The 14901-nt window shown below is 62.7% G+C and carries 14 protein-coding genes; 11 read left to right on the forward strand and 3 right to left on the reverse strand.

Annotated features, from left to right (window positions below):
• The first annotated feature begins 42 nt into the window (after positions 1-42).
• Positions 43-984 (forward strand): glutathione synthase, encoded by a 942-nt coding sequence (gene gshB, locus ACMU_RS13075; protein ID WP_035260649.1) that lies wholly within the window; start codon positions 43-45, stop codon positions 982-984.
• Positions 981-1871, forward strand: coding sequence for an alpha/beta hydrolase (locus ACMU_RS13080; protein ID WP_152544613.1), 891 nt, complete (start codon positions 981-983; stop codon positions 1869-1871). Before gshB ends, ACMU_RS13080 begins: the two co-directional genes overlap by 4 nt.
• Here ACMU_RS13080 and ACMU_RS13085 read toward each other — a convergent pair.
• Positions 1868-3376 (reverse strand): YifB family Mg chelatase-like AAA ATPase, encoded by a 1509-nt coding sequence (locus tag ACMU_RS13085; RefSeq protein WP_035260651.1) that lies wholly within the window; start codon positions 3374-3376, stop codon positions 1868-1870. The two genes, ACMU_RS13080 and ACMU_RS13085, sit on opposite strands and share 4 nt — an antisense overlap.
• Before the next feature lie 45 nt (positions 3377-3421).
• The gene (locus tag ACMU_RS13090) at positions 3422-4297 is read right to left on the reverse strand and encodes a glutathione S-transferase (protein ID WP_035260259.1); all 876 of its coding nucleotides are present in this window, start codon (positions 4295-4297) and stop codon (positions 3422-3424) included.
• A 137-nt stretch (positions 4298-4434) separates the two neighbouring features.
• Between ACMU_RS13090 and ACMU_RS13095 the strand changes: the two genes are divergently transcribed.
• The 7 genes from ACMU_RS13095 to ACMU_RS13125 all read left to right on the forward strand — a co-directional run bounded on the left by ACMU_RS13095 (position 4435) and on the right by ACMU_RS13125 (position 11765).
• Positions 4435-5313: an RNA polymerase factor sigma-32 gene (locus tag ACMU_RS13095; protein ID WP_035260261.1), complete on the forward strand. Its 879-nt coding sequence runs from the start codon at positions 4435-4437 to the stop codon at positions 5311-5313.
• The gene (locus ACMU_RS13100; protein ID WP_035260263.1) at positions 5310-6089 is read left to right on the forward strand and encodes a ChaN family lipoprotein; all 780 of its coding nucleotides are present in this window, start codon (positions 5310-5312) and stop codon (positions 6087-6089) included. The genes ACMU_RS13095 and ACMU_RS13100 overlap by 4 nt, the downstream gene beginning before the upstream one ends.
• 59 nt (positions 6090-6148) lie before the next feature.
• Positions 6149-7342 (forward strand): bifunctional phosphopantothenoylcysteine decarboxylase/phosphopantothenate--cysteine ligase CoaBC, encoded by a 1194-nt coding sequence (coaBC, locus tag ACMU_RS13105; RefSeq protein WP_035260264.1) that lies wholly within the window; start codon positions 6149-6151, stop codon positions 7340-7342.
• The gene (gene dut / locus ACMU_RS13110) at positions 7339-7806 is read left to right on the forward strand and encodes a dUTP diphosphatase (RefSeq protein ID WP_035260267.1); all 468 of its coding nucleotides are present in this window, start codon (positions 7339-7341) and stop codon (positions 7804-7806) included. Before coaBC ends, dut begins: the two co-directional genes overlap by 4 nt.
• Positions 7803-8840 (forward strand): HesA/MoeB/ThiF family protein, encoded by a 1038-nt coding sequence (locus ACMU_RS13115; protein WP_035260269.1) that lies wholly within the window; start codon positions 7803-7805, stop codon positions 8838-8840. Before dut ends, ACMU_RS13115 begins: the two co-directional genes overlap by 4 nt.
• A gap of 48 nt (positions 8841-8888) precedes the next feature.
• The gene (locus ACMU_RS13120) at positions 8889-9587 is read left to right on the forward strand and encodes a hypothetical protein (RefSeq protein WP_236626258.1); all 699 of its coding nucleotides are present in this window, start codon (positions 8889-8891) and stop codon (positions 9585-9587) included.
• A gap of 153 nt (positions 9588-9740) precedes the next feature.
• Positions 9741-11765: a M3 family metallopeptidase gene (locus tag ACMU_RS13125; protein ID WP_035260272.1), complete on the forward strand. Its 2025-nt coding sequence runs from the start codon at positions 9741-9743 to the stop codon at positions 11763-11765.
• On the opposite strand, the gene ACMU_RS13130 is transcribed toward ACMU_RS13125, so the two are convergent.
• Positions 11762-12223 carry an SH3 domain-containing protein gene (locus ACMU_RS13130; protein WP_328286660.1) on the reverse strand — a complete coding sequence of 154 codons (462 nt, stop codon included), beginning with the start codon at positions 12221-12223 and terminating at the stop codon, positions 11762-11764. The genes ACMU_RS13125 and ACMU_RS13130 overlap by 4 nt on opposite strands.
• Positions 12224-12379: 156 nt before the next feature.
• Here ACMU_RS13130 and ACMU_RS13135 point away from each other — a divergent pair, with 156 nt between their 5' ends.
• Positions 12380-13366 carry a 2-hydroxyacid dehydrogenase gene (locus ACMU_RS13135; RefSeq protein WP_035260274.1) on the forward strand — a complete coding sequence of 329 codons (987 nt, stop codon included), beginning with the start codon at positions 12380-12382 and terminating at the stop codon, positions 13364-13366.
• 3 nt (positions 13367-13369) lie between these two features.
• Complete coding sequence (locus ACMU_RS13140) at positions 13370-14812, forward strand: glycosyltransferase family 39 protein (protein ID WP_035260276.1); 1443 nt, start codon at positions 13370-13372, stop codon at positions 14810-14812.
• Positions 14813-14901: the final 89 nt, after the last annotated feature.

The raw sequence follows: 14901 nt of genomic DNA on the forward strand, positions 1-14901 counted from the left end.
GCCCGGGCTTGCCATGTAAGGCGCAGCCTGCAGGAGACCGCAATGCCCCTCAAGATCGCCTTTCAGATGGACCCGATCGGCCCCATCGACATCAATGCCGACAGCACCTTCCGCCTTGCCATCGAGGCGCAGGCGCGCGGCCACAGCCTGTTCTATTACACACCCGACAAGCTTTATTGGGACAATGGCCGCGTCATGGCGCGCGGCTGGCCGCTGGAGGTTCGGCGTGAGGTGGGCAACCATTTCACCCTGGGCGATGAACAAGACGTGGACCTGGCCGAATACGATGTCGTGTGGCTGCGCCAGGACCCGCCCTTTGACATGGGCTATATCACCACCACGCATTTGTTGGAGCGTATCCACCCGCAAACGCTGGTGGTCAATGATCCGTTCTGGGTCCGCAATTTCCCCGAAAAGCTGTTGGTGCTGCAATTCACCGACCTGATCCCGCCCACCATGATCGCCCGCGATCTGGACACGATCCGCCGGTTCAAGGACGCCCATGGCGACATCATCCTGAAGCCGCTTTATGGCAATGGCGGGGCCGGTGTGTTCCGGCTGGACCCCAATGACCGCAACCTTGCCTCGTTGCACGAGCTGTTCACCGGCCTCAGCCGCGAGCCGCTGATCGCGCAGAAATTCCTGCCCGACGTCTCGGCTGGCGACAAGCGTGTGATCCTGGTGGATGGCGAACCCGTGGGCGCCATCAACCGCGTGCCGCAAGCCGGCGAAACGCGGTCGAACATGCATGTGGGCGGTCGGCCCGAAAAGATCGGCCTGACCGAGCGTGATCTGGAGATCTGCGCCGCCATCGGCCCGACCCTGCGCGACAACGGCCAGATCTTCGTGGGCATCGACGTGATCGGCAACTACCTGACCGAGATCAACGTGACCTCGCCCACCGGCCTGCAAGAGCTGGAACGGTTCGACGGCACCAACGTGGCCGAGAAGATCTGGCAGGCGATCGAGGCCAAGCGCGCGTGAGCCTGCGCATGGGGTGGTCGGCGGCGCTGATCCGCCCCGTCGCGCGGGCCGCCATGGCCCGGGCCGACGACCCCGCACCGCTGCGCCGGGCCATGCGGCTGATGTCGAAATACCTGTTGCGCGGGCCGCGCAATGTGCCGGCCCAGACTATCACGACGCCCACCGGCCGCGCCCTGTGGCTGGGCGCGCGGTACGCCGACGGCCCCGTCATCCTCTATTTTCACGGCGGCGGCTTTGTCGCCGGTTCCCCGCAAACGCATCGCAAACTGGCCGCGCGCTTATCGGTTCTGACCGGTCTGCCGGTGGTTCTGCCGCCCTACAGGCTGGCACCCGAACACCGCCTGCCCGCCGCGCAACACGATGCGCTGGCCGCAGCGGACTGGCTGATCGGGCAGGGGGTTGCGGCGGACCGGATCATTCTGGGCGGTGACAGCGCCGGGGGCGGGCTGGCCTTGTCGGTACTGTCGGCGCTCTGCAAGCGCGACACACCGCCCCGCGCCGCCTTTGCCTTCTGCCCCTTCACCGATGTCACCTTCGCGGGCGCTTCGGTGCGCGAAAATGCCCGCACCGACCACTTCTTTCCGGGTGACCGAGTGGGCGATCTGGCCACACGCATTCTGGGTGATACCCCGCCCGACGATCCGCGCCTGTCGCCGCTTTTTGCGCGCTTTCCCAATTGCCCGCCGGTGCTGCTGCAGGCTTCGACCACCGAAATCCTGCGCGACGACAGCGCGCGCATGGCCGAAGCTCTGACCGCGCAGGGCGCAGAGGTCACATTGCAATTGTGGGAAAACGCCCCGCATGTTTGGCACCTGGCCGACGGCTGGTGGCCCGAAGCACGGGCCGCCTTACGCAAGGCGGCCACATTTCTTTCAGAACTTGATTAGGCGTTTGATAGGTTCAGGCGAAAGCTGACAGCCTCGGCCACATGGGGTTGGGCCACGGTATCCGCCCCTTCCAGATCCGCGATTGTGCGCGCAACCCGCAAAACGCGGTGATACCCGCGCGCGGTCAGGCCGAACCTTTCAGCGACGCGGGTCAAAAGGGCCCGACCCTCGGTGTCTGGCGTAGCGATATCATCCAGCAACTGTCCCTCAAGGTCTGCGTTGGTGCGCGCGCCGCTGTGCTCGAAGCGGGCCGTTTGAAGGTCGCGCGCCCGTGCAACCCGTGCTGCCACAGTTGCGCTGTCATCGCCCGAAGGTGGCAGGTCAAGATCGGTGAACGCAACGGGCGGCACGTCGATGCGCAGATCGAACCGGTCCAAGAGTGGCCCCGAGATGCGGCCCAGATAGTCGGCCCCACATTGCGGCACGCGCGCGCAGGCGCGCGACGGATCGGACATGTGTCCGCATTTGCAGGGGTTCGCCGCGGCCGCCAGCATGAACCGACAGGGATAGCGCATATGCGCGTTGGCGCGCGACACCACAACCTCGCCCGTTTCGATGGGCTGTCTAAGCGTTTCCAGCACGTTGCGCGGAAATTCGGGCAACTCATCCATGAACAGAACGCCGTTATGTGCCAGGCTGATCTCGCCCGGTTTGGCGCCGCGCCCGCCGCCCACTATTGCCGCCATAGACGCGGTGTGGTGCGGTTCGCGAAAGGGGCGGCTTCGCGAGATACCGCCTTCGTCGATCAGCCCGGACAACGAATGGATCATCGAAGTTTCCAGCGCTTCGATCGGTGTCAGCGGCGGCAGGATCCCGGGCAATCGCGCCGCCAGCATGGATTTGCCCGAGCCCGGCGGGCCAACCATCAGCATATGGTGACGCCCGGCAGCGGCAATTTCCAATGCGCGTTTTGCGCGTTCTTGTCCTTTGACGTCCCGCAGATCGCGCGCGGCAGGATCACCGGTGGCCTCGCCCGGTTCTGCCGGCGCCAGGGGCGACTGCCCGCTGAAATGGCGCACAAGTTCGGCCAACGATCCTGGCGCGATCACCTGCGTGGCGCCGACCCAGGCGGCTTCGGGGCCGCATTTGGCCGGGCAGATCAGCGCCCGTTCCGCCTCGGCCGCAGCCATTGCGGCGGGTAGCGCGCCCAGCACCGGCACCAGCGAGCCGTCTAAAGACATCTCTCCCAACGCGACGCTGCCCTCGGCCTCTTCCCGAGGCACCACGTCTAGCGCGGCCAGCAGGGCCAGCGCAATCGGCAGATCAAAATGCGACCCCTCTTTGGGCAGGTCGGCGGGCGACAGGTTCACCGTGACCCGTTTGGATGGCAACGCCAGCGACATCGCTGTCAGAGCGGCCCGCACCCGGTCGCGCGCCTCGCTGACTGCTTTGTCCGGCAGACCGACGATGGAAAAAGAGGGCAGGCCGGCGGTTACGGCGCATTGCACCTCGACCAGCCGCGCCTCGACCCCTTCAAATGCTACCGTATACGCCCGCGCAACCATCTGTGCCGTTCCCATAACCTTGGTTAACGGCTAGCGAGGGAAGGTTTACGATTGGTAAATTTCTGCAAAAGCGGACCAAGCCAGCGGATCATTCACCGTCTTGTCCCGACAAAAAGCGTTGCAGAACCCAAAAACCCGGCCATCCACTTGCAGAAAATGGGTCATTTCTTTCTTTGAATAGGGGCAAAGCGTGTTTTCCGCGTTCTTGCCGCTGTCCACTGCCTGGGCTGGCAGGGGGGCGGGACCGGGCCACGGGGCCTTTTCGGCGTCCATCGGATAGGGCTCGAAATCATAGGACTTGGTTAATCCCATCGCGCGCCAGCGCCGAAAGGCCGGGTCCGACAAATGCGCCGCGACATAGGCCTGCGCCGCGTCCGAGACCGGCAGGCCGTATCCGGCAATCCGCGCAGCGACCGGCGCATAAAACGCATCGGCAGCTGAATACTTTCCGAACAACCACGGGCTGGTGCCGCCAAACTTTGCTCGTGCAGTGGCCCATAGTGTTTCGATCCGCTCAAGATCGGCCTTGACCCCGTCCGACACCGCAAAGTCGTTATAGCCTGTGCCCAGGTTCATCGGGCATTCGCTGCGCAGGGCGCCGAAGCCTGAATGCATCTCGGCCGCAACCCAGCGTGCCAAAACGCGTGCAGAAGGGTCGGCAGGCCAGATGCCGGCCTCGGGGTGGTGTTCGGCCAACGTCTCGGCAATCGCCAGCGTATCCTGCAAGGGGTCGCCCTGCGGCGTTTGGATGGTTGGAACCAGCCGCGCGGGTGCATAGGGCGCAAGATCCTGCGCCATCGTACCCGAATACAGCCCCACCATGGTGGTTTTGAAAGGAATGTCGAATTTCTCGAACAACAACCAGCCGCGCAAGGACCAGCTGGAGAAGGTTCGGTCGCCAATAAAAAGATCATAAGTCATGACCTTTACCCTGCCGCGCGTCCCATTGCGGTGCAATCGATCTTTCGTGAAGTCATCCATCAAGAAGTCTGATCTCAAGTGATCCAGATAAGACCGCGCCACGTAACTCTTATGTCACTCAACGCGGAGGAGCATCGATGGCCCTGGACGGAACGCATGAACGGCAAATTGCGCGGCGCGCGATGGGCACTGCGATGTTAACAGCTGAGGCCGAGCACGAACTGGCCGTTGCGTGGCGAGATCGCGGTGACGAGGATGCTTTGCACCAATTGGTCAACGCGTATTTGCGTCTGGCGGTGTCTGTCGCCCGCAAGTTCCGGCGATATGGCGCGCCGATGAACGATCTGATCCAAGAGGCCAGCGTGGGCCTGATGAAAGCGGCGGAACGGTTTGATCCTGACCGTGGTGTGCGCTTTTCGACTTACGCGGTGTGGTGGATCAAAGCGTCCGTGCAGGATTACGTCATGCGCAATTGGTCGATGGTGCGCACGGGGTCAACCTCGGCACAGAAAGCGCTGTTTTTTAACCTGCGCCGGGTACAGGCGCGGCTGCAGCGCGAGGCTGAACAGCAAGGACAGGAGCTGAACGCGGCGGAATTGTCGACGCTGGTGGCCCACGAAATGGGTGTCAGCGAACGCGATGTCGAGGTGATGACGGGCCGTCTGACCGGGTCTGATCTGTCGCTGAACGCCCCGCAAAAGGCAGATGAGGAAGGGCGCGAGTGGGTTGACCTGCTGGAAGATCCCGCCGACAGCGCCGAGGCGGTCGTCACTGCCCGCCGCGATACCGACACCCTACGCAGTTGGCTGGTCGAGGCGATGGGCGCCCTGACCCCCCGCGAGGCGTCCATTGTCACGCAGCGTCGTCTGACAGCGACGCCACGCACGCTGGAAAGCCTTGGCGACGAGATGGGCCTGTCTAAGGAGCGCATCCGCCAGCTCGAGGCACAGGCCTTCACGAAGATGCGCAAGACACTTGAACGCGACGCGCCCGAGGTGCAGAACTTCTTTGCATGAAACATCTGCTCCTGGCGTTGGTCTTTGCGGCCGGGCCTGCCCTTGCTGAAACTCCTGTGGCGCAAATCGTGATCTCGGGCGAGATCCACGATAATCCGGCACATCAACAGGGCCACGCCGACCTGGCGCGCGCCATTGGCGCAAAAGCGCTGGTGTTCGAGATGCTGTCGCAAGCACAGGCCGACCTGGCCACCCCCGACCTGATCGGCGATCGCGAGAGGTTGCAAACCGCCTTGGGCTGGAACGCGTCAGGTTGGCCGGATTTCGTTGCTTACTACCCGATCTTCGCGGCCGCCCCCGACGCCCGGATCTACGGAGCCGCTGTCCCGCGCGAGGCTGCGCGCGCTGCGTTTTCCGACGGGATCGCCGCCACGTTTGGCCCCGATGCCGCTGCGTTTGGCCTGACCGAGCCGTTGCCCGACAACGAGCAAGTCTTGCGCGAGGCGGATCAGCTGGCCGCTCATTGCAATGCGCTGCCTGCTGAAATGCTGCCGATCATGGTTTCAATCCAGCGCCTGCGCGACGCGTCGTTGGCCCGCGCGGCGCTGACGGCACTGCAAGACACCGGTGGGCCGGTTTTGGTTGTCACAGGCAACGGTCATGCACGGCGGGACCGTGGTATTCCCGTCTACCTTGCCAAGGCCGCGCCGGATGTCACAATCCATGTGCGCGGGCAGGGCGAATTTGGTCGCCTGCCACGTGGTGGATTTGATGCCACCACTCTCGCCGCCCCGGTGGACCGTGACGATCCCTGTGCGGCCTTCGACCAAGGGTGAACTTGCCCCCCGCCTCGCACGGCCTTAGACATGAATAAGAAGCCAAGAAAAGAGGCCCCATGCTGGCGGGAAAACGCATTCTTCTGATCATCGGCGGCGGCATCGCGGCGTTTAAGTCGCTCGACCTGATCCGCCGCTTGCGCGAACGCGGCGCCACGGTGACCCCGGTTCTGACCAAGGCCGCCGAAGAGTTTGTCACGCCGCTCTCGACCTCGGCCCTGGCGGCTGAAAAGGTCTATCGCGACCTCTTTGATCTGACCGACGAGGCCGAGATGGGCCATATCGAGCTGAGCCGCGCCGCCGATCTGGTGGTGGTTGCACCGGCCACGGCGGACTTGTTGGGCAAGATGGCGAACGGGCTGGCCAATGATCTGGCCTCGACCCTTTTGATGGCCACGGACAAGCGTGTCCTGGTGGCGCCGGCGATGAATGTGCGCATGTGGTTGCACCCGGCCAACCAGCGCAATGTTGAAACCTTGCGCGGCGACGGCGTTCTGTTTGCTGGCCCGACCGAGGGCGACATGGCCTGCGGTGAATACGGACCGGGCCGCATGGCCGAACCGTTGCAGATTGTCGATGCGGTGCAGGCCGCACTGGCCGACGGGCCGCTGAAGGGAAAGCGGGTGATCGTGACCTCGGGGCCCACGCATGAACCGATTGACCCGGTGCGCTATATCGCCAACCGCTCGTCAGGGGCGCAGGGCACGGCGCTGGCGCGTGCGCTGTCGGCGCTGGGGGCCGAGGTGGTGTTTGTTACCGGCCCCGCGGACGTGCCGCCGCCCGACGGCGTGCAGGTGGAACGCGTGCAGACCGCTGATCAGATGCTGGCCGCCGTACAGGGCGCTTTGCCGGCCGATGCGGCGATCTTTGCGGCGGCGGTGGCGGATTGGCGGGTCGACAATGCGGCCGAAAGCAAGATCAAGAAGGATGGCAGTGGGAAGTTGCCGGTGTTGAACTTCACCGAGAACCCGGATGTACTGGCGACCGTCGCGCAATCCAAGGCCCGCCCCAAGCTGGTGGTGGGGTTCGCCGCCGAAACCGACGATGTGGTCGCTCATGCGACCGCCAAGCGCGCGCGCAAGGGCTGCGACTGGATTGTCGCCAACGATGTCTCGCCCGAGACCGGGATCATGGGTGGATCTGAAAACGCAGTGACGGTGATCTCTGCATCCGGGGCGGAAACATGGCCGCGTATGAGCAAGGATCAGGTTGCCGCAAAGCTGGCTGCGAAGATAGCCGAGGCGTTGACATGAAGCCTGTCATTGCGGTGCTGCGCGAAGCCTGGGCCGACGCCGAAATTGCCTTGCCTGCGTATGAAACCCCGGGTGCCGCCGGTGCAGATTTGCGTGCCAATCTGCGTCCCGAAGATCGGAACTCGGGGTTGATACTGCCCCCCGGTGCCCGTGTTCTGGTGCCCACTGGCCTGCGGATCGAGATCCCGGAGGGGTACGAGGTACAACTGCGGCCACGTTCGGGTCTGGCGCTGAAACATGGGATCAGCCTGCCCAATACGCCGGGCACCATCGACAGCGATTACCGGGGGCCGTTGGGGGTCATCGTGATCAACCATGGTAACGGGGATTTTGTCATTGCCCATGGCGAACGGATTGCCCAGATGATCGTAGCGCCGGTTGTTCAGGCCAGCTTTGCTCTGACCGACACGCTGAGCGACACCGCACGCGGGGTCGGCGGCTTTGGCTCTACCGGGCGGGGCTGATGATTGTATTTGTTCTTGCGGCCGGTTTGTGGGGGCTGGGACATTTGATGGGCACGCCCATGCGCCTTCGCTGGGTCATGATCGGAGTGCTCTATCTGGCTGTCCTGGTGGTGCATGCCGTTTTGCCCGATGACAATACTCTGCGGGTCTCGATTGGCGGCAACCTGGCCGGGTGGTTGGTGTTTGGGGCGATTGTGGTGCTGATTGTAGGGTACCGGCGGCTTCTCGGCCTCTTGCGCACGAAAGCCCGGGACGAAGATGTTCTTAAGCCACGATCCAGCACCTTCAGCGCTTCGGAGTTGGACCGGTATGCCCGACATATCATTTTGCGTGAAATTGGTGGGCCGGGGCAGAAAAAGTTGCGAGATGCCAAGGTTTTGGTGATTGGCGCTGGCGGGCTGGGCTCGCCCGTGCTGCTTTATCTGGCGGCGGCCGGGGTGGGGACCATTGGCATCGTCGATGACGACGTCGTCAGCCTGTCGAACCTGCAACGGCAGGTGATCCATCGCGACAATCGTCTGGATATGCCCAAAGTGTTTTCGGCCGAAGCAACAATGCAGGAAATCAACCCGCATGTAGAGCTGCGCCCCTATAACCGGCGCTTGACGGAGGCTGATGCGGCGGAGCTTTTTGCCGAATACGACCTGATTTTGGACGGCACCGACAATTTCGAAACGCGTTTCATGGTGAACAGGATGGCGGTTGCCGCCGGCACGCCGCTGATCGCGGCCGCGATCACGCAGTGGGAGGGGCAGATCAGCCTGTACGATCCGGCACGAGATGCACCGTGCTACCAATGCGTTTTTCCCGTTGCCCCGGCGCCGCATTTGGCACCGTCTTGCGCCGAGGCCGGCGTGGTGGGGGCCTTGCCCGGCGTTGTGGGTTCGATGATGGCGATGGAAACTATCAAGGAGATCACCGGCGCGGGGCAGAGCCTGCGCGGGCGGATGCTGCTGTATGATGCGCTTTATGCTGAGAATCGCGTGATGAATGTGAAACGCCGCGCGGACTGCCCGGTTTGTGGCGGTGTCTGACCTTTGCGCTGGGTTGGTCATGGAGTGGTCTTTGTTCTGCTCACCCTTTTGACGCAACTAGGTGGGCTGGCCTGGCTGGGGGCATTGGCCTTTCGGCGGCGGTTCCCGGCGTTTGCCGGGTTGTATGCGGTGGTGTTTTTGGCGGCGCACCTGTTGGCCCCCACCTATGGGCGTGTGGCGTTGCCCTGTTTTGGCGATGCACTGCGGTCGCAATCTCCGGCCTATTGCTTGATGATGCGCAACTTTGTGGTGCCTGAGTTGCGGCACGTCGCGCAGGACACAGCGCAGAATGCTAATGCCGCCTTTCCAGGAACCGTGACGCTGACCTTGGACGGGGGTTTTCCGTTCTGGGACGAGTTCCCGATGCTGCCGCACCTGTCTCACGATGATGGCGAAAAACTGGATCTTGCGTTTTATTATCAAAGAGATGGTGAGTATTTACCTGGGACCACGCGGTCGCCAATTGGGTTCTGGGCGTTCGAATTGACCGGGCCGGACGCTTGCCCGCCCGCTTTTCCAACCATGCGCTGGGGGATGTCATGGATACAGCCCCTGTTGCGGGACTTGCGGTTCGAGCCTGAACGTACGGCACATGTGATCCGAGTGCTGTCGGCTGATCCACGGGTGGGTAAGATTTTTGTCGAACCCGAACTGGTTACTGCAATGTCTGTGCAGCATGAAAAGGTGCGGTTTCAGGGGTGCCGCGCTGCGCGGCATGACGACCATATTCATTTTCAGCTGAAGTAGATCGGTCAGCGGAAGCGCGTGCAAGATCCGGCAAGAATCGGCACATTCGGTGCAGTCAACGAATGCGGGGCTATTGCTGGTGCCGCGCGCTTGCAAAGATGCTGGAAAACGACGTGGCAAGCACATAGCTTCGCAACAAAGGAGATTTCCCTGATGACGAACCCGCTTTTGGACGATTGGTCTACCCAATTTGCATTGCCGCCTTTCGCTGACATTTCCGATGACCATTTTGCACCGGCCTTCGAGGTGGCTTTGGCCGAGGCGCGGGCCGAAATCGCGGCGATCGCCGATTGCGCCGACGAGCCGACATTTGCCAATACCATCGACGCGTTGGAGCTTTCTGGTGCGCAGCTGGACCGGGTGCTGGGGGTGTTCTATTCGCTGGCGGGCACCGATTCGAACCCCGCGCGCGAAGCGTTGCAGCGCGAGTTTGCGCCGAAATTGTCAGCCTATTCCTCCGAGATCACGTCGAACACGGCGCTTTTTGCGCGGATCGAGGCATTGTGGCAGGCCCGCGATGATTTGGACCTGACGGACGAACAGGCGCGGGTGTTGTACCTGACCCGGCGGGGGTTCGTACGGGCGGGGGCGCAACTGCAAGGTGCGGCCAAGGACCGGTTGACCGAGGTGAAGGCGCGGCTGGCGGTGCTGGGCACCGATTTCATGCAGAACCTGCTGGCCGAGGAACGCGGCTGGTTCATGGAACTGGCCGAAGAGGATTTGGAGGGCCTGCCCGATTTCCTGATTGCAGCGGCGCGCGCGGCGGGTACCGAAAAAGGGGTGGATGGCCCGGTCATTACCACCTCTCGTTCCCTGATCGCACCGTTTCTGGCCTTTTCGCCGCGGCGGGCGCTGCGCGAGAAGGCTTATGAGGCCTGGCTGGCGCGCGGGGCCAATGGCGGCGAGACCGACAACCGCGCCATCGCGGCCGAGACCCTGGCCTTGCGGCAGGAGCGGGCCGAATTGCTGGGCTATAAAGACTTCGCCAGCTACAAGCTGGAAACCGAAATGGCCAAGACGCCCGACAATGTGCGCGGGTTGTTGATGGATGTCTGGGCGCCGGCGCGGGCGGCGGCCGAGGCTGATGCGCAGGTGCTGGAAACCATGATGCATGCCGATGGCATCAACGGGCCGCTCGAGGCGTGGGACTGGCGCTATTACGCCGAGAAACGCCGCAAGGCCGAGCATGATCTGGACGAGGCCGAGATCAAACCTTACCTGCAGCTGGACCGGATGATCGAGGCCGTGTTTGATTGCGCCAACCGCCTGTTCGGGCTGGAATTCGCGCCGCTGGACGTGACGTTGCACAACCCGGACGCGCGGGCGTGGGAAGTCACGCGGAACGGTGCGCATGTGGCGGTGTTTATCGGCGATTATTTCGCCCGCGGTTCCAAACGGTCGGGCGCGTGGTGTTCGGCCAGCCGCAGCCAGAAAAAGCTGGGTGGGGACACGCGGCCGGTGGTGCACAACGTGTGCAACTTTGCCAAGCCCCAGGCCGGACAGCCGGCGCTGTTGTCTTATGACGACGCGCGCACGCTGTTTCACGAGTTTGGCCACGCGCTGCACCAGATGCTGAGCGATGTGACCTATGAATCGATCTCGGGCACCTCGGTGGCGCGCGACTTTGTTGAGCTGCCCAGCCAGCTCTATGAACATTGGCTGGACGTGCCCGAGGTGCTGGGCAAATTTGCCACGCACGCGGAAACCGGCGAGGCAATGCCCAAGGACATGCTGGACCGTCTGCTGGCGGCAGCGACCTATGACATGGGGTTCCAGACGGTGGAATACGTGGCCTCGGCGCTGGTGGATTTAACCTTTCACGAAGGCGCGGCGCCGGCCGACCCGATGGCCGCGCAGGCGCAGGTGCTGGCCGATATCGGCATGCCGCACGCGATCCGCATGCGCCACGCTACGCCACATTTCGCCCATGTCTTCGCCGGGGATGGCTATTCCAGCGGCTATTACAGCTATATGTGGTCCGAAGTGATGGATGCCGACGCGTTTGAAGCCTTCGAAGAGGTTGGCGATGCGTTTGACCCCGAGACAGCCAAGCGGCTGGAAACATTCATCCTGTCCACCGGCGGCTCACGCGATGCGGCTGAACTGTATACCGAGTTTCGTGGCCGATTGCCCGGCGTCGAGGCGTTGCTGAAAGGGCGCGGGCTGAGCGCGGCCTAGTTTCGGATCTCGTCGGGGGTTACGCCCCAAAGCTGTGTCTTGAGAACCCAGCCTTTGCGCCCACCGGCGGTGATCCGGCACCAGTCTGGCTGACAATCACCCAGCTTCGCCACCACGCCGCCTTCGGCCTGCGCGACAAGGTCGGCCTCGGTCGCGGGTTGCCGCCGAAGATCGGCAATTTCGGCGGAAATCAGCACCGTGCGCACGCCCGACAGCAGCGAATAATGCATCCACCCGCCCAGCCCGTCCTGATCGCGAACGCGGCGCCAATGGCCGTATTCCGCTGTAATTTCAAGGGGCTGATTGCGGTGCTTGTAGACCCAGTCAATCCGGTGCGTCTTACCCGGCCCGTGGCGGGCAAACCCTTCGTTGGCCTTCAGCGAAACAAATCGTGGCAGTGGTAAATTCGTCACCGGCCCACGTTCCGACGCGCCGGCAGAACCCGCCAACACACTCATAACCAAACAGAAAGCCAACGCTGCCCGCATTTCCGCCTCACTCATCCCCTGCGCCTGCCTGTCGCGCTTTTCTTTTCATCCCGGGCTTGTTTCCCGGCTTTTTCTCAGACAGTTTGCCATTCAAACCAAGGCTTGAAAAGCGCAAGGAGAGCCCACATGCCCGGTCAACGTTTAAGTGTTGTCGTGACGCGACGGTTGCCCGAGCCGGTAGAGACCCGTCTGCGAGAGCTTTTCGACGTTGAACTGGCCGAAAATGACGCGCCGATGTCACGCGAAGCGCTTGTGGATGCCATGCGCCGGGCCGATGTTCTGGTGCCGACCATCACCGACCGGATTGATCAGGCGATGCTGGCGGCCGCTGGCGACAAACTGAAGCTGATCGCAAACTACGGCGCAGGGTTTGACCATATCGAGGTTCAGACCGCCCGACAGCGCGGTATTCTTGTGTCGAATACCCCCGGAGTGGTTACCGAAGACACTGCCGACATGGGGATGGCGCTGTTGCTGGCGGTGACGCGACGCATTCCCGAAGGTCTGGCGCATATGCAAAGCGGCGACTGGGCCGGCTGGGCCCCCACTGCCCTGATGGGTGGGCGCATCGGCGGGCGGCGGCTGGGGATCCTGGGCATGGGGCGCATCGGGCAGGCGCTGGCACGCCGCGCGCGGGCCTTTGGCATGCAGATCCATTACCACAACCGCCGGCGGTTGCACGCCGCGATCGAGGAAGAGCTGGAGGCAACCTATTGGGAAAGCCTCGACCAGATGGTCAGCCGTATGGATGTGATCTCGGTCAATTGCCCGCACACGCCCAGCACGTTCCACCTGATGAACGCCCGGCGGCTGAAGCTGATGAAGCCCGACGCGGTGATCGTGAACACCTCGCGCGGCGAGGTGATCGACGAGAACGCTTTGACCCGCATGTTGCGCGCGGGCGAGATCGCGGGCGCCGGTCTTGACGTGTTCGAACACGGGGCCGAGGTGAACCCGCGCCTGCGCGAGCTGAAGAACGTTGTTTTGCTGCCGCATATGGGCTCGGCTACTGTCGAGGGGCGGATCGAGATGGGCGAGAAAGTGATCATCAACATCAAGACCTTTGCAGATGGTCACCGTCCACCCGATCTTGTTGTGCCGAGCATGCTGTAACCCATGACGGACCGGGCCGAAGACCACCGCGTCACGCGGCTCTTTGTAATCGTCGTTGTTCTCTATTTCACCGGGCAGATGGTTTTACGGCTGCTCCATGGTGGGGCGTATGAGCTGGACGAGGCCGAGTTGTCGATCATGACACCGGGCTATGCCTGGGGATACGGGCCGCAATTGCCGCTGTATAACTGGCTGCAACTTTCGGTGTTCCACCTGCTGGGCCGGTCGCTGTTTGCCTTGGCTTTGCTGAAGGCGCTGCTATTGGCCGGGATCTATCTGGGCCTGTTCCTGGGGCTGCGGATGTACGCACCGGCACGCAGCGCGGCGCTGGCGGCGGTGTCGCTGTTCCTTGTGCCCTACATGGCCTACGAGACGCAGCGCGCCACCTCGCACACAACCATCATGCTATGCATGTCGTCCCTGTTTCTGGCGGCGTTCTTTTGGGCGGCAAAAAAGCGCAGTTGGGCAGCTTACGCCACGCTTGGTCTGACGATGTTGGTCGGGGGTGTTTCAAAGTACAATTTCTGGCTGTTGCCGGTGTGCCTGTTCCTGGCTGCATTGATCCTGCCCAAATGGCGGCACGCTGTTGCAACGCCAAAGCTGGCTTTGCCCTTTGCGATTATCGGGCTGTTGTGGCTGCCTTATGGTTGGATGCTGAACAATCCCACCTTGGCATTTGCCTCGGTCGGCAAGATTGCCATGGGCACACACGCCACCCCAACGTGGGTGCAAGGCCTGTCCGAGGCCGCCTTGGCCGTGATCAGTATGGTGTTGTTCCCATTGGCCATCTGGGGAGGCGCACTTGCCTTTGGCCGGCAGCCTGCACGGAATGCGACGCCGGACCTGGCGCGCCTGTTTTCGTGGACGTCCGGCTTGATGGCAGGGGGTATTTGTATTGGCGTCATCGTGGCCGACGCGGGCAACGTGTCAGCGCATTGGATGCTGCCCCTGTCCATCCTGTTGCTGGTGTCCTTGGCTTTATGGTTGGCGCCGCGATTGTCGGAAAGGGGCGCAACGGTCCTTGTTATTGCTGCAGTGGTGCTGGCGTTGATCGTTGCTGCGGGCCTGACATATGACCGCTACAAATACGGTGCTCGCAAGGACGCGGATTTCGTCTCGTTGCCATCCCAGATTGCAGAAGTTACCGGCAACGCGGCCACGCTGATTGTCGCTGATTTCTTTGTTTCGGGGAACCTGAAACGGCTTTTGCCCAATGCTGACATTGCACCGTATTTGGCTCGCGCGCGATTTCAGCATGATGGGCAACAGGTTCTTTTGATCTTCCGCAAAAACCAGCCGTCAGATGTGGAACAGGCCCTTGCTTTGGCTGGGTGGGCAGAGGTCAACGAGTTCGACACGGTCGCCACGGGTTCCTTCGCCCTGCCGTATCAGCGGGGTGGGGATCCACTGGAATTGCCGTTTGTCTTGGTGCGCCTGGCTTCTTAAGGCTTTCGCCGAATGGTCGTGCAAGGGGCACAATTTTGCCGGGATTGCCTGCGATCCGTGGGGGGGTCAAAGGCACCGAGGAATTTGCG

The organism is Actibacterium mucosum KCTC 23349 (assembly GCF_000647975.1).
Classification (GTDB): Bacteria; Pseudomonadota; Alphaproteobacteria; order Rhodobacterales; family Rhodobacteraceae; genus Actibacterium; species Actibacterium mucosum.

Coding starts and splice junctions, on each gene's coding strand:
- ACMU_RS13130 (WP_328286660.1), bottom strand. CDS start 12,223: ATGAGTGTGTTGGCGGGTTCTGCCGGCGCGTCGGAACGTGGGCCGGTG.
- ACMU_RS13085 (WP_035260651.1), bottom strand. CDS start 3,376: ATGGTTGCGCGGGCGTATACGGTAGCATTTGAAGGGGTCGAGGCGCGG.
- ACMU_RS13100 (WP_035260263.1), top strand. CDS start 5,310: ATGAAACATCTGCTCCTGGCGTTGGTCTTTGCGGCCGGGCCTGCCCTT.
- ACMU_RS13095 (WP_035260261.1), top strand. CDS start 4,435: ATGGCCCTGGACGGAACGCATGAACGGCAAATTGCGCGGCGCGCGATG.
- gshB (WP_035260649.1), top strand. CDS start 43: ATGCCCCTCAAGATCGCCTTTCAGATGGACCCGATCGGCCCCATCGAC.
- ACMU_RS13090 (WP_035260259.1), bottom strand. CDS start 4,297: ATGACTTATGATCTTTTTATTGGCGACCGAACCTTCTCCAGCTGGTCC.
- coaBC (WP_035260264.1), top strand. CDS start 6,149: ATGCTGGCGGGAAAACGCATTCTTCTGATCATCGGCGGCGGCATCGCG.
- dut (WP_035260267.1), top strand. CDS start 7,339: ATGAAGCCTGTCATTGCGGTGCTGCGCGAAGCCTGGGCCGACGCCGAA.
- ACMU_RS13125 (WP_035260272.1), top strand. CDS start 9,741: ATGACGAACCCGCTTTTGGACGATTGGTCTACCCAATTTGCATTGCCG.
- ACMU_RS13140 (WP_035260276.1), top strand. CDS start 13,370: ATGACGGACCGGGCCGAAGACCACCGCGTCACGCGGCTCTTTGTAATC.
- ACMU_RS13135 (WP_035260274.1), top strand. CDS start 12,380: ATGCCCGGTCAACGTTTAAGTGTTGTCGTGACGCGACGGTTGCCCGAG.